Origin of the sequence: Micromonospora sp. WMMD967 (assembly GCF_029626165.1) — a bacterium.
GTDB lineage: Bacteria > Actinomycetota > Actinomycetes > Mycobacteriales > Micromonosporaceae > Micromonospora > Micromonospora taraxaci.
In genome coordinates, this window is sequence record NZ_JARUBK010000001.1 from 716,275 (window position 1) to 730,332 (window position 14,058).

At 71.9% G+C, this 14,058-nt stretch carries 14 protein-coding genes; 7 read left to right on the forward strand and 7 right to left on the reverse strand.

The genetic code is table 11. From position 1 onward, the window contains the following. A complete protein-coding gene (locus O7631_RS03445) occupies positions 1-1,005 on the forward strand; it encodes an ABC transporter ATP-binding protein (protein ID WP_278142983.1) in 1,005 nt (334 codons plus the stop codon). A gap of 162 nt (positions 1,006-1,167) precedes the next feature. On the opposite strand, the gene O7631_RS03450 is transcribed toward O7631_RS03445, so the two are convergent. From O7631_RS03450 to folP, 7 genes are all read right to left on the reverse strand, one after another. Continuing rightward, a complete protein-coding gene (locus O7631_RS03450) occupies positions 1,168-1,599 on the reverse strand; it encodes a hypothetical protein (RefSeq protein ID WP_347403493.1) in 432 nt (143 codons plus the stop codon). A 125-nt stretch (positions 1,600-1,724) separates the two neighbouring features. Continuing rightward, positions 1,725-2,033 (reverse strand): hypothetical protein, encoded by a 309-nt coding sequence (locus O7631_RS03455; RefSeq protein WP_088987292.1) that lies wholly within the window; start codon positions 2,031-2,033, stop codon positions 1,725-1,727. 58 nt (positions 2,034-2,091) lie between these two features. Next, positions 2,092-3,306 (reverse strand): ABC transporter permease, encoded by a 1,215-nt coding sequence (locus O7631_RS03460; protein ID WP_278142984.1) that lies wholly within the window; start codon positions 3,304-3,306, stop codon positions 2,092-2,094. 121 nt (positions 3,307-3,427) lie between these two features. Next, positions 3,428-3,967 carry a DUF3180 domain-containing protein gene (locus tag O7631_RS03465; protein ID WP_278142985.1) on the reverse strand — a complete coding sequence of 180 codons (540 nt, stop codon included), beginning with the start codon at positions 3,965-3,967 and terminating at the stop codon, positions 3,428-3,430. A 19-nt stretch (positions 3,968-3,986) separates the two neighbouring features. Further along, positions 3,987-4,514, reverse strand: coding sequence for a 2-amino-4-hydroxy-6-hydroxymethyldihydropteridine diphosphokinase (gene folK / locus O7631_RS03470; protein WP_278142986.1), 528 nt, complete (start codon positions 4,512-4,514; stop codon positions 3,987-3,989). Next, on the reverse strand, positions 4,511-4,879 hold the full coding sequence (gene folB / locus O7631_RS03475) for a dihydroneopterin aldolase (protein WP_278142987.1): 369 nt from the start codon (positions 4,877-4,879) through the stop codon (positions 4,511-4,513). Before folB ends, folK begins: the two co-directional genes overlap by 4 nt. After that, positions 4,876-5,775 (reverse strand): dihydropteroate synthase, encoded by a 900-nt coding sequence (gene folP / locus O7631_RS03480; RefSeq protein ID WP_278142988.1) that lies wholly within the window; start codon positions 5,773-5,775, stop codon positions 4,876-4,878. Before folP ends, folB begins: the two co-directional genes overlap by 4 nt. Positions 5,776-6,131: 356 nt before the next feature. Here folP and O7631_RS03485 point away from each other — a divergent pair, with 356 nt between their 5' ends. From O7631_RS03485 to O7631_RS03510, 6 genes are all read left to right on the forward strand, one after another. After that, entirely contained in the window at positions 6,132-6,446 is a 315-nt protein-coding gene (locus O7631_RS03485) for a hypothetical protein (protein ID WP_030327982.1), read from the forward strand. Positions 6,447-6,459: 13 nt separating this feature from the next. After that, a complete protein-coding gene (locus O7631_RS03490) occupies positions 6,460-6,822 on the forward strand; it encodes a hypothetical protein (RefSeq protein ID WP_053654782.1) in 363 nt (120 codons plus the stop codon). A gap of 70 nt (positions 6,823-6,892) precedes the next feature. Beyond that, positions 6,893-10,324, forward strand: a complete 3,432-nt coding sequence (locus O7631_RS03495) for an ATP-binding protein (RefSeq protein ID WP_278142989.1) — start codon at positions 6,893-6,895, stop codon at positions 10,322-10,324. A gap of 1 nt (position 10,325) precedes the next feature. Continuing rightward, the gene (locus O7631_RS03500) at positions 10,326-12,332 is read left to right on the forward strand and encodes an MFS transporter (RefSeq protein WP_278142990.1); all 2,007 of its coding nucleotides are present in this window, start codon (positions 10,326-10,328) and stop codon (positions 12,330-12,332) included. Then, entirely contained in the window at positions 12,329-12,886 is a 558-nt protein-coding gene (locus O7631_RS03505) for a hypothetical protein (RefSeq protein WP_278142991.1), read from the forward strand. Before O7631_RS03500 ends, O7631_RS03505 begins: the two co-directional genes overlap by 4 nt. Next, positions 12,883-14,055 carry a M23 family metallopeptidase gene (locus O7631_RS03510; RefSeq protein ID WP_278142992.1) on the forward strand — a complete coding sequence of 391 codons (1,173 nt, stop codon included), beginning with the start codon at positions 12,883-12,885 and terminating at the stop codon, positions 14,053-14,055. The genes O7631_RS03505 and O7631_RS03510 overlap by 4 nt, the downstream gene beginning before the upstream one ends. Positions 14,056-14,058 lie beyond the last annotated feature (3 nt).

The window sequence follows — 14,058 nt, forward strand, 5'->3', positions numbered from 1 at the left end:
GTGGACGTTACCCCGGAGGCTGCCGACGCGGCCGAATCCCCTCGTGCGGCGTCGATCTCCCTGCAGGGCATCCAGAAGCGGTATCCGAACGGCACCGAGGCCGTCCGGGATCTCAGCCTGGACGTCCGGGCCGGCGAACTGGTGGTGCTCATCGGCCCGTCCGGCTGCGGCAAGTCGACGGTGCTGCGCATGATCAATCGCCTGATCGAGCCGACCGCCGGCCGGATCATGCTCGGCGACGAGGACGTCACCGACGTCGACCCGGTGCGGCTCCGCCGCCGAATCGGGTACGTCATCCAGAACGTCGGCCTCTTTCCACACCAGACGGTCCGGGCCAACGTGGCCACCGTGCCGGGGCTGCTCCGATGGCCCAAGGGCCGGACGAAGGCCCGCGTCGACGAACTGCTCGACCTGGTCGGGCTGGACCCGACCCAGTTCGGCGGTCGCTACCCGAACGAGCTGTCCGGCGGCCAGCGGCAGCGGGTCGGGGTGGCGCGTGCGCTCGCCGCCGACCCGGTGGTCCTGCTGATGGACGAGCCGTTCTCAGCCGTCGACCCGATCGTGCGGGCCCGCCTTCAGGAGGAGTTCCTCCGCCTCCAGGCCGAGGTCCGCAAGACGATCGTGCTGGTCACCCACGACCTCGACGAAGCCGTCCGGCTCGGCGACCGGATCGCCGTGCTGTCCGGGGGCGGGCACCTGGAGCAGTACGACACGCCGGCCGCGTTGCTCGGCGCGCCCGCCACCCCGTTCGTACGCGAGTTCGTCGGCGCCGACCGGGGCATCCGCCGGCTGGCGGTCACCCCACTCGACCGGGAGTCACTGGAGCCGGTGTCCGGCGACGCCGCTGCCGACCTGCCCACCGTCGCACTGGACGGCTCCGCGTACGACGCGTTGGCGGTGCTGCTCACCTCGGGGCGGGACCAGCTCGTGGTGACCGACGCCGGGCGACCGGTGGGCACGCTCACCCGACAGCGCCTGCTCGACCTCGGCCGCACGACGGACTGACCCGACGCCGACCGGCCCTGTCCCGGGTTGCTCGGCTCGTGGGCGGCCGACGTCGGAACCGGGCCGCGCCGGTCCGGGCCGCGCCGGTCCGGGCCGCGCCGGTCCGGGCCGCGCCGGTCCGGGCCGCGCCGGTCAACCCGGCCCGGGCTGGCCGGCTTCGGGTCAGGCGCGGCCGCCGAGGCTGGCGGTGCCGATGATCCAACCGGTGAGGAAGCCGTAGCCGGCGCCCGCACTGGCGTCCTGCATGGCACCCAGCAGGGACGGGGTGGGGCCGAGCAGCGCCGCGAGCACGGCCGCGAGCCCGGCGGCCAGCACGTACGCGGCCCAGCCGGAGAAGAACTGGCTGACCGAGCCGGGCACCCGGGCCACCTGGGCGGCCGGCAGCAGGTAGAGCAGACCCACCGCGAGGACCACCACCAGCACGGCTCGCAGGTCGGCGGCGAACAAGCCGCCGGCCTGCCCGTCCGCGTCGAGCCGCCACGCCGGCCACGCGAGCAGGCGCACGTAGAACGCGGCGGCGGACTGCGGGGCGGTCTGCGTGGCGGCCCAGCCGGTGAAAGCCGGGCTGCCAGCGATGCCGACCAGCAGCAACACGGCGAGCCCGCCGGTGCCGGCAGCCGTGCCGTAACGACCGACCGGGCCGGAGCGGTGCAGGAGCGACGCGATACGCCCAGACCCCGAACCGGTAGCTCGGGTGGACCTGGGCTGCCCCGAGCGGCTCAGTGCTTCATCAGGTAGTCGATGAAGGCGGCCCGCAGCAGCGGCGCCGACTCCTCGTACCCGTGACCGGTCAGTTCGCGCCACAGCGCGTTGGCCTCGTCGATCGTCGGGCCGATCGAGTTCGGTGCGCCGTCCAGGACCGTGGCCTCGTCCGCGTTCGGCAGGTGTCGTATCACCGACCAGTAGAACCCGACGTCGCGACGCTCCCGGGCCAGGGCGAACGCCCGCTCCCGCAGCTCCTCGGTGGGCAACGCGTCAAGCTCCTCGAAGGAGGTTCCGCCGGGGGTGGCGGCAGGTGTGTCGGTCATGCCGCCGAGCCTAACTGTCGAGATCAGCCCCGGCTCGGCGGACGCGACGCGACGCCTGTCACCGCTCGTCGGTGTCCCAGCGGCGCGGGCCGTCCTCCCACCGCGGATCCCGCCACGGGTCGACCGGCTGGGGCGCGGCGGGAGTCGGCAGCGTCGGGGGCCAGTTGTCGACCGGCTGGGACTGCGGCATGGTCCAGCCGGCGCTGATCGTGCCGTCGTTGACCGGCTCGGGCTTGTCGACGCTGCCCGGCCGGGGTCGCCCGAACGTCTCGACCAGCCGGGTCACCAGCAGTCCGACGCCGAGCACCACCCCACCGACCGCCCAGTTGCTCAGCGTCCAACCGCGCTCCGGCGCGTACGTCTGGAAGAGGGTGACCACACCGACCGCCAGCAGCGTGCCGAACACGCCGCCCCGCCGGCCGTAGGCGCTGGTGCCCGCGAGCAGGGTCACCCCCACCGCCAGCACCGTCCAGTCGAGGCCCGAGGTGGGCGCGACGAGTTCCGGGCCGTTCGCGGCGAGCAGCACACCGGCGAGGGCCGCGAGCACACTGGACCCGACCAACGCGACAGCCGTGACCACGGCCGCCAGCGCGCCCCGCCGTCGGGCCGGGTCGGATATCGGTCGGTACCTGCCGGCCAGCCGCCGGACGGCCCGAATGGCACCGAACAACCCACCGAGGACGGCCACCGCGGCGAAGCCGGCGAAGAGGTACCCGGCGCTGCGCCCCGGGTCGTAGTCGCCCTGCACCAGCACGGGCGCCGAACGTCGTTCGATGTACACCACCACGCCGGCCGCGCCGGCCAGGCTGGCAGCCCAGCCGGGCACGTGCAGCACCACCACGACCAGCGCCAGCGCGAGCCCGCCCAGCGCGGCGACCGCCACGGCCGGGCCGACCGACGCCAGCAGACCACGATCGCCCTGCTCGGCGTAGTGCAGGGCGGCGGCGACAGCGATCGGCCCCACGGCCAGGTTCGGCGCCGCCGTCCGCAGGCTCAGCCCGGCGGCCAGCGCGAGCAGCCCCAACCCGACAGCGGCCACCAGCAACGTCCGCAGGTTGCCGCCGCGCAGAGCGGCCGGATCGTCCTGCCAGAGCAGCCAGCCCAGGGCAGCCAGCCCGGCCAACAGCAGGAGCTCCCACCCCAGATGTACGCCGATCCGGTCCCGGCCGGGTTCACCATGGGTGGGGTCGTCGAAGACGTTCTCCAGAACGGCGGCGGGCACCCCGGACGAGGGTTCCGTCGACCGTTCCCGGCCCACTTCGTCGTACCCCATGACGCCGCCCCTCCCCAGTGGCCGGCCGTCCCCGGTCCGGCGCGCGGACGAACCGTGGGTGGCCCTTGCTCCCCGATCGCAGGCACCGTACCCGCGCCCGCAGCCGGGCGTAACCCCCTGCTCAGCGCTGGCCGGGGCGGCTGTCCCGTGGGTCCTGCTCGCGGTCGTCGTCCGGACGCTCCGGCACCCGGCAGGAGCGCTCCAGCCACAGCGCGGCACCGACCAGAGCCAGCGAGGCGAGCAGGCCCCCGCCCGCCGCCGGACGATCGTCAATGGCGGCGCGGGTGGTCTCCACGAAGAGCCAGCCGGTGAGCCCCGCGTAGAAGCCGGCGAAGATGGCCGCGGCCAGTGCCGACGCCTTGGCCAGCACCACGAAACGGGCGACCAGCAGCGGGTTGACCGGGTCCCGGCCGGGCTTGCGTTCGATCCGGCCCCGGGTGTTGATCGCGGCGTACGCCTCGAGCACCGCCAGCCCGGCCAGCGTCACCACCGGCAGCCAGGGCAGCCGCGGGATGCCGCTGTAGTAGAGGCTGCTGATCAGCAGCCAGGCAACCGCCGCCGAGGCCAGGGCGGCCACGACGAGAGTCGAGATCCGGGTGGGGCCCATCCGGGACCGATCCGGGCCCGACCCGCCCGGTCGTGGGGACTTCGCCTGCGTCATGCCGGCCGGCTCCGCTCGGTCATGCCGTCGACTCTAACGCCAACTCCGGTCGGGGACGCAGTTCCAGCGCCTCGTCCGCCGCGGGACCCGTGGTCAGCAGATCCGTCAGCCACCCGTGACCGGGCAGCCGACCGTACGGCTGGATGTCGATCCACGGCCGCAGCACGAACGCGCGCAGGTGCGCTCGCGGATGCGGCAGGGTCAACTCCGGGTCGTCGCTGAGCACCGGCTCGTCGTCGTCACCCCACACGGCGATCACATCCACGTCGAGGGTGCGCGGGCCGAACCGCCGCTGCGGGTCACGCACGCGCCCGGCCGCGCGTTCCGCGTCCCGGGCCCGCTCCAGCCAGTCGCGCGCGGTCGCGCTCCCGTCCTGGACCAGCACCACCGCGTTGAGGTACGCGGGCTGGTTGGCGTCGCCCCACGGCGGAGTCTCGTACACCCCGGAGAGCACGAGTACGGCGTCGCCGAGCGTGGCGACGGCGGTGCGCAGGTGCTCCAGACGGTCGCCCAGGTTGCTGCCCAGCGACAACACGGCCCTGGTCATCGGGCCCGCGTCCGGGTCATGGTGACGGCCACGTCGGTGAAGGTGTGCGGCACCGGCGCCTCCGGTTTGTGCACGGTGATCGTGGCGGTGGCGACCCGCTCGTCGGCGAGGCAGACGGCGAGGAGCCGGTCCGCGAGGGTCTCGATCAGGTTGACCGGCTCACCGGTCACCACGGCGACCAGGCGTTCGGCCAACTCCCCGTAGTGGACGGTGTCGGTGACATCGTCGCTGGCAGCGGCCGGTGCGAGGTCCATCTCCAGGACGGCGTCGACGACGAAGTCCTGCCCCTGTGCCCGCTCGAAGTCGTACACCCCGTGCCGGCCACGGGCCCGCAGGCCGGTCAGCTGGATCCGGTCCGTGCTCATCGCCGTGCCTCCTGCTGGATCTCCCGGGCCTGGACGACGTGTTCCCCGCCGGGCCCGGCGGTCAGGCGCGGGCTGCCGGTCGCGGCCCAGACGGCGAGCGCGTCGGTGGTGGCCCGCACGTCGTGCACGCGTACGCCCCAGGCGCCGGCGGCGACCGCCAGAACGCTGGTCGCCACCGTCGCCGCCTCCCGCTGGGCGGTCGGCCGCGGCGTGCCGTCCGGGGCGGCGAGCAGCCCGCCGAGGTACGACTTGCGGCTGGCGCCGAAGAGCAGCGGGTAGCCGAGGTCCAGCAGCTCCGGCAGTCGGGCGCTGAGCTCCCAGTTGTGCGCGGCCGTCTTGGCGAAGCCGAGGCCGGGGTCGACGACGAGACGCTCGGCGGCCACCCCGGCGGCCAGCGCCGCGTCGACGCGTTGGGTCAGCTCGGCCCGCACATCGGCCACCACATCGGTGTAGGTGGCCAGTTCACGCATCTCACGGGAGTGGCCCCGCCAGTGCATCAGCACCCAGGGACAGTCCGCGTCACGGACCACGCGGGCCATGTCCGGGTCGGCGAGCCCGCCGGAGACGTCGTTGACCACCGCCGCGCCGGCGGCCAGGGCGGCCTCCGCCACCCGCGCCCGGCTGGTGTCGATGCTGACCACGACGCCGGCGGCGGTCAGCTCGCGGATGACCGGCAACACCCGCTCGACCTCGGTGGCGGCGTCGATCCGCTCGGCACCCGGGCGGGTCGACTCGCCGCCGATGTCCACCAGGTGCGCGCCGGCGTCGCGCAGACGGACGCCGTGTCCGACGGCGGCGTCGAGGTCGGCGTACCGTCCGCCGTCGGAGAAGGAGTCCGGCGTGACGTTGAGGACGCCCATCACCACCGGGCCCGGAGCCCGCACCAGATCGGTCACGACTAGAAGGTACCGGTCGTGGCAGCGGTGCCCGCCGACCCGGGTCGGCCTCGCACCACCACCCCTGACGTGCTCGTTAGAACAGGTGTACGATCGGTCATTCGGGCAGCATCAGGCAGGCCCTTCGCGGCTTGTCGCAATCCGGGGCGGCCCGTACGCTTTGGAATTGGCCAGCATCGAGATGGCGAAGCTTGGAGGGAGGGCCGAAGCGGGGGAAAACCGCCCAAACCTCGCCACGCTCTGTGGTGAGTAACGAACACAGGGTCAAGAACGCTGCGCCCTGTGGAGCACTTTTCCCGCCAGGTTCGCCTATTGCACCGCAGCGGCACCGCCGGCCGCGCTATGGGGAGGTTCCAGTGATCGCCTTCGAGCTCATGGAGACGGCGTCGTCCGGCGTCGCCCACGCGCTCTCCACCCTGGCGTCGGCTCCGCTCGCCGAGCCGGCACCGAAGGGGATCGACACCAACAGTGTCGTCACCTTCTTCGCCAGCAAGATCGCGCCGATCCTGCTCGCCGTCCTCGGCGTCATCTTCATCGGCCGTGCCAGCCGGGGCGAGATCTCCAAGGTGCTGACCAGCTCCGCGATCGCCATCGTCGGCCTCGCCTTCATCGCCGGCGCGGCAACGCTCTTCTTCGTCGGCGATTACCTGATCGACCTGATCTTCGAATAGGCGCGGTCACCAGATGCGGCTGCGCACCGACGACGACATCTACCGGGCCCGCCTGGTCTACCTCGGGCCGCCCGGTTACACCCTTCCGGTCCACCTGCCCTACGCCCAGTACGGGCTCTTCATGCTGCTGGTCCCCCTCTACATGTTCATCCACTGGCTGTTCACGTTGACGGTCGAGCTCTTCCCAGCCTGGGAGATCGCGCTCGCCATCGTGACCACGTCGTTCATCTTCCGGCACGTCGACCCCGATCGGCCGGCGCGGGTGGTCATCCGCACCGCGCTGACCGACTGGCGACGCACCCGGGAGCCGGCGGTCGAGCAGCGCGATCCGCGCCTCGTCGGCAGCCGGATCAGGATCCGGGAGGAGCTGGCATGACCGGGCGCACGCCGATTGGTCCGCCGCAGCACGCGGGCAGCAGGGTGTCGACAGTCGGTAGGGCGGTCGCATGAGTCGCTCGTCCACGCCGGGTCCCCCGGCCGGTCGCCCGGCCGTGCCGGCAGGTCACCGTGCGCAGTCATTCGACTACACCGACGACGAGGACGAGGTCGCGCTCGATCCCGCGCTCGTGACGTCGCCCGGCCATGGCGCGGTCGGTGTGTTCCAGGCGCCCCGTCCGGTCCCTCGGCGGACGCCGCCGGCCGAGCCGAGCGCGGTCGCCGCCGGCGAGAACGCCGACATCGACTCGCCCTTCCTGGACCTGTTCGGTGGCTCCCGGCCCGGCCCACGAGCCGTCTCGGCCGGCCCTGGCACGCGGGAGCAGGTGGCGATGCCGCAGCAGCAACCGCCTGCGGCCGGTCCGACACCAGCTCGACCGGTCCCCGACCTGGAACCACCGTGGACCCCCGACGACCAGCCCGGCAACGGCGGCCGGCGCGTCGAGCCTCGGCACGGCGGTTACCCGGGCAACGAGTCACGGGTGCCGCACCAGGCCGGCGATCGGCTGCCGATGCTCCGGCCGGCCGACGAACCCGACCCGCCCGCCGAGGGAGCCCCGGCGCCGAGGGCCCTCGGTCCGGCGACCCGCCCATCCGACAGCACGCCATCGTCCCGGCCGAAGGCCACGTCGGGTCGACCGGCGGCACCTGTGGAACGACCTCCGGCTCCCACCCCTCCGGCGGATCGGCCGACCGCTCCCGTCGAGCATCCGGCCAGCGCCGCCCCGACGGATCGGCCAGCCCTGGAGCGGCCCCAACGCCGCGCCGGTGGCGCGGACCGGCCCAATGGAGTGGGCAAGGACGTCGCCTCGCCCCGGGGACGCGCCGCCAGCCGCCAGGACCGTCCGACGAAGCCGACCCGGATCCGCGCGCCGAAGATCAAATTCGGCGACCGGGATCCCTCGGTCGAACTGGCCATCACCGAGATCGCCGGTCACCTCACCTTCACTCCCAACACGGTCACCGCCTGGTACTGGCTGCCCGAGGTCCGCTGGGCATTCCGGCCGGACGCCGAACGCGAGGCGCTCCTGTCGGCGATCTCCGAGCAGTACGCCGGCCTGGCCGGCTTCCGGCTGCACCTGCGCCGCACCACCAGGCCGTTCCCCGCCGACGAGTGGGCACGCACCATCGACGCCCACACCGCCGCGCCACTCGCCGACGTGCCCGGCACCACCGGCTGGGCCGACCACCTGGTCGCCGCCCAACGGCACCTGATGGCGGTCAACCACGCCGAGGGCCAGACCTACCTGGGCGTCACCTTCGCCCGGCGCTCCCTCGGCGACTCCCTCACCGAACGCATGCTGCGCACCTTCGGTCGGGGCACCGCCGAGGGCGAACGCCGCAAGCTGGGCCGCACCGTCGAACAATTCGACGAGGTGCTCGGCGCCTTCGGCATGCGAGGCCGACGGGTCACCGCACAGGAGTTGGAATGGTTGCTCTACCGCTCGGTGGCGCTATGCATGGCACCCCCCGGCACGCTCTCGCCGGTGACCGACGGACGCTGGGAACGCGGTGACCTGCTCGCCCTGACCGAGCAGGTGGAGCGCTACCGCACCCCGTACGGCTCGACGGTCAAGCTGGTCAACCGGATGACCGGCGAGGAACGGCACGTGGCCGTGCTCGCGGTCGGTCGGATGGAGCCGCTGGAGATCCCGGAACGGCACGAGCCCTGGCTGCACTTCCACGAGCGGCTGCCCTGGCCGATGGAGATCTCCACCCGCGTCGACATCCTCGGCTCGGGCGACTCCTTCCGTAACCTTGAGCACCGGCTACGGATGATCCGCTCGCAGCAGCTCGACTACGCCGAACACGGCATCGACGCACCCCCGGAGCTGGAGCGGCTCGCCAAGCGCGCGCTGGTGATCGGCGACGAGATGACCACCGGCCTGCCGGTCGACTCGGCCCGTGCACACGGCTGGCACCGGATCGCTGTCGGCGGTCGGACCAGGGAGGAATGCCTGGAGCGGGCCCGCCGGCTCATCCAGCTCTACTCCCGGGAACTGCGCATCTCCCTGCAACACCCGAAGAACCAGGACTGGCTGGCCCGCGAGTTCATCCCCGGCGAGCCGATCGCCAACACCGGGTACGTCCGGCGTATGCCGGTGCCGTTGCTCGCAGCAGCGCTCCCCCAGGCCGCATCGAACGTGGGCGACCGGCGCGGTGACCTGATCGGCCGGACCGCCGGCACCTGCCGCCGCCCGGTGTTCCTCGACCTGCACTTCCCCATGGAGGTCCGGGAACGCTCCGGGCTCGCGGTCTTCGTCGCCGAACCGGGTGGTGGCAAGTCGACCCTGCTCGGCGCCCTGGGTTACCTGGCCGCCCGCCGTGGTGTCCAGGTGACCCTGCTCGACCCGTCCGGGCCGCTGGCCCGCCTCTGCTCGATGCCCGAGCTGCGGCCGTACTCCCGGGTGTTGAACCTGACCGGCTCGGAGCACGGCACCCTGGCACCCTACTCGCTCATCCCGACGCCACTGCGCACCGAGTTCGGCACCGGGGCCGCCGGCGACCGCGAATTCGAGATCGCGGTCTCCAACGCGCGGGCCGAGCGGCGCATGCTGGTCCAGGACATCTGCATGATGCTCGTTCCGCCGCAGGTGGCCAGGGAGGCGTCCACCGCCACCCTGTTCCGGCACGCCGTCCGCCAGGTTCCCGCCGAGGAGACATCCACCCTCGACGACGTCGTGAGCTGCCTCGGGCGCCTCGACGACGACGCCGGCAAGGAGCTGGCCAACCTCCTGCTGGACACCGCCGAAATGCCCCTGGCCATGCTCTTCTTCGGCCGCCCCCCGGAAGGGCTGCTCGGCGCCGACGCCGCACTCACCGTGATCACCATGGCCGGGCTACGGTTGCCCGACCTCAAGATCGAACGCGAGTACTGGTCGGCCGAGGAGGCACTGGCCCTGCCGATGCTGCACACCGCGCACCGGCTCGCCGTTCGGCGCTGCTACGGCGGCTCGATGTCGTCCCGCAAACTGGTCGGCCTGGACGAGGCGCACTTCATGGAGGGTTGGCGGTCCGGGCGTTCGTTCCTGGTCCGACTCGCCCGCGACTCCCGTAAGTGGAACCTCGCCGCGCTGGTCGCCTCGCAGAACCCCCGCGACATCCTCGGCCTCGACGTGCAGAACCTCGTCTCCACCGTCTTCGTCGGCCGCATCGCCGAGGACGCCGAGATCGCCTCCGAGGCGCTACGGCTGCTGCGGGTGCCGGTGAACGACGGCTACGAGGCAACACTCGCTTCGCTCTCCGCCGCCGACACCAACTCGGCCTCCCGCCTCGGCTTCCGCGAGTTCGTGATGCGCGACGTCGACGGCCGGGTGCAGAAGGTCCGCGTCGACGTCTCGTACGTCGAAGGGCTACTGGACCACCTCGACACGACGCCTGCGGCCATCGCCGCGGCGGCCGGAGTCCTGCCGAGCATCCCCCTGCCGGATCTGGAGGCGTGACATGGCTAGGGCCTGGGTCAAGGTCCTCGGTCGAGCCGAGGCGGGCCGGGCCACAGGCCCTGGGGCCCGGGCAAGGATCGTGTCGTTCCTGCTCGCCCTCGGCGTCCTGGCCGGGGCCACCCTCACCTGGCCGCTGATCGGCGCGCAGGCCGCAGCCGCCGCACCGCCCGTCGCCCAAGCCCGCGCCGACCTCTGCACGACAGCCGAATGGCAGGCCGACTTCCGAGCCTGCGTAGAGAAGCTCCAGACCGTGAGCGAAGACGAGGTCAAGTGCCGTAACGCGCCCACCCCGGGCACGCCGGACTCGGGCCTCGCCGGCTGGTTCGCAGCAGCACCGCCGAAGGACGCTGCGAATGGAGTGGCAGGCCGTTACAGCCTTTACGGCTACGGTGGCTACAGCTACAACACCTATGACATCGAGGGTGGCTGCGCTTCTAGCGTGCTGCATCCGGACTACAAGTTCACCACGACGATCGCCAATGGTGAGTTCATGGCCGCCACGGCAATCATCGGTGCGTCCAACGCACTTCGAGAGCGCGCCTGGGACCCCGGTTCGATGTGGGGCTGGGCTGACCCCTTGGTCGAGCAGGCAACCAAGGCCGTGTACGAGAAGGTGTTCAGCGTCTTCGGCATCATCACCCTGTGCGTGGTGGGGCTCTATCTGCTCTGGCGGTCCCGTCAGTCAGACATGAGCAACGCGATGACCACCGCAGGCTGGGCGCTTCTGGTGATGGTCGCGGTCACGGCCCTCGCCGCCTGGCCGGTCAAGTCGGCCAATGTCGCCGACGGCGCACTTGTCACGAGTCTCGGAGTCGTTCACGACGCCGTCGGCCCACAGGCGAAGGAACCGGATCCGGGACGGTGCCTCGATCCAGACCCGAACCGTTGTAAGGACTCCCGCACCCCCGCCGTGCGAGCCAGTGACACCGCTACCGAAACCATGCTCTACCGCAACTGGTTGCGTGGAGTGCTCGGTTCCGCGGACAGCGAGACCGCTCGGAAGTATGGCCCCGCCCTGTACGACGCCAAGGCGCTCTCCTGGGAAGAGGCCGAGAAGCTGCGCGCCAACCCGGCCACCCGGGAGGCGACGATCAAGGCCAAGCAGCAGCAGTGGGCACGTGTCGCCCAGCAGATCCAGACCGAGGACCCGGAGGCGTACGAATACCTCCAAGGTGTGCGGGACATGGACCGGGTCGGCGCGGGGTTCATCGCGGTGCTGGCCGCGTTGCTCTTCGCGATGTTCGACCTGACGGCGTCTTTGCTGGTCCTGCTGGGTTTCCTCATCTTCCGGTGGGCGGTGATCGCGGCACCGATCCTGGGCACCGTGGGTCTGCTCCGGCCCGCCAGCGCCGGCCTACGGCGGTTGGGGAACGCCGTGGTCGCTGCGGTGTTCAACATCGCCATCTTCGGCACCGGCGCCGCGATCTACCTGTTCGCCGTCGATCTGATCATGAGCACACCCACCCTGGCGGGTTGGCTTCAGGTGGTGCTCGTCTGGCTCTGCGGGGTGGTCGGCTGGCTGCTGCTGCGGCCGTACCGACGGATCACCCAACTCGGCGGCAAGGACAGCAGCGAGGCGGTGAGTTCCGCCGGCTCCTGGCACCGCCGGTTCTTCCGCGACATGCGGACCGCTGCACGACTGGATGTGGCAGAGCCGGGCGGCCCGGCCGAGCCGGTGGGCGGGCGCCGACGGTCACCCGACGCGGAGCAGACCCGACTGCGCCCGGAGGCCCGCCGGGAGGATCCGGTTCCGACGCCGTCGGCTCCCAGTGAGGGCCAGCGCGACGGCGGACGCCCCGACGGCCGGGAACGTCCCGACGAGGCACCGGCGACCGAGACCGGGCGCCGGGGCCGTCCCGTCGCCCCCCAGCCACGTCGCCGGCAGCCGGCAACGTGGACCGAGCCGGACGTGCCGGCCGAGAACCCGTCGTTCGTCGTCTACCGGCCGGGGTCGACGGAGCGCACGCCGGACCGTTCCGGACCTCGGGTGCGCTCAGAGGCGCGGTGACGGTGATGCGACGGGCGCTGGAGTCTCTCTTCACCCGGGCGCTGCGGTCCCGGCTGGGCGTGGCACTGGTCATCGCGGTACTCGTTTTCGGCGTGCTCGGTGCAGCTCGGTTGATCTCCGGGCCCCTCGATCCGACCGACGGCTTGAGCAGCCGCCCGAACAAGCCGATCACCACAGTGGACCCGACGACCGGTGACGACGGGGTGCTCTCCAATGAGGCTCCGCCATCACCGGTGACGTCGCCCGGTGGGCGCACACCCGAACAGACCGCTGACCGGTTCACCAAGGCATGGCTGGGCCGCCCCGGGATGACCACGGAGGAGTGGCAGGCCGGCCTCCGGCCGCTCTCCACGCCTGCCCTGACCGAGAAGATGGCTGGCGCCGAACCTGAGACTGTGCCCGCCGAGCAGGTCACCGGTCCGCCAACCATGCGGGAGCGCACCGAGACGTTCGTCGAGTTGCTGCTTCCGCTTGACAACGGCCGGCTGAGGCTGGAACTCGTCACGTCCGACAAGGGGTGGATGGTCGACGTGGTGGATTGGGAGCGGCCGTGAGCGCCGGCAGGGGTTCCGCCATCCGCCGGCCGGTGCGGGTCGGCGTGATCGCCACGATTCTCACCGGTGTGCTGCTTCTGCTCTGCTGCACCGGCGGGACGGCGGCGTTCTTCCTGAGTGGGCTCGGCGGCGACGCGGAGGACGGGGACAACCTGGCTGGCTGGGGTTGCGGACCGGTCCGTCCGGTGGACATCGTGGGCGAGTTACCGCGGTTCGCCGAGTACGGCGACGCGCAGGTTCGCAACGCCGCGATCATCATCAAGGTCGGTCAGGACATGGGGGTGCCGTCGCGGGGTTGGGTGATCGCCCTGGCAACCGCGATGCAGGAGTCAGCCCTGCGCAACCTGGCGAACAGAGCCGAGCCCGAGTCCCTCAACCTGCCGAACGAGGGCGTCGGGGCCGACCACGACTCGCTGGGGCTGTTCCAGCAACGGCCCGGCTGGGGATCGGTCGCCGAGCGGCTAACTCCCTCGTACGCAGCTCGGAAGTTCTACGAGAAGCTCGTCAAGGTCCGCAGTTGGCAGCGCCGACCGCTGACTGTGGTGGCACAGCAGGTGCAGGTCAGCGCCTATCCGGACGCGTACGCCAAGCACGAGGAGTTGGCCAGCAAACTTGTGAACGCGCTGGCCGGCGGCGCGGCCCGCACAGTCGAGATCAACGGCAAGGCGGTGTGCGACGCGGCCGAGCGCGGCGAGATCGCTGCCTCCGGTTGGACCGCACCGATCCCCGGCGACGTCGGCTCCGGCTTCCGCACCGCCAGCCGACCCAGCCATCACGGGGTGGACATCGGCGCGGCGAAGGGTACCGAGATCCGCGCAGCGGCATCCGGTCGGGTGCTGGTCGCTCAATGCGACCCGGACAACAGGAATCGGCGGGACTGTGACGTCGACGGGTACCCGGACAAGGGCGGCTGCGGTTGGTTCGTCGACCTGCTGCACGCCGGTGGCTACATCACCCGCTACTGCCACATGGTGGTTCAGCCACGCGTCAAGGTTCATCAGATCGTCGCGGCCGGCGACGTGATCGGGCAGGTCGGCAGCAGCGGCAACTCCTCCGGCCCGCACCTGCACTTCGAGGTGCACGAGCGCAACAACCGGAAGAGTTCCGGCGCCATCGATCCGGTTCCGTTCATGCGCGAGCGGGGCGCCCCGCTGCGTGCCGCCGAGTGAGGC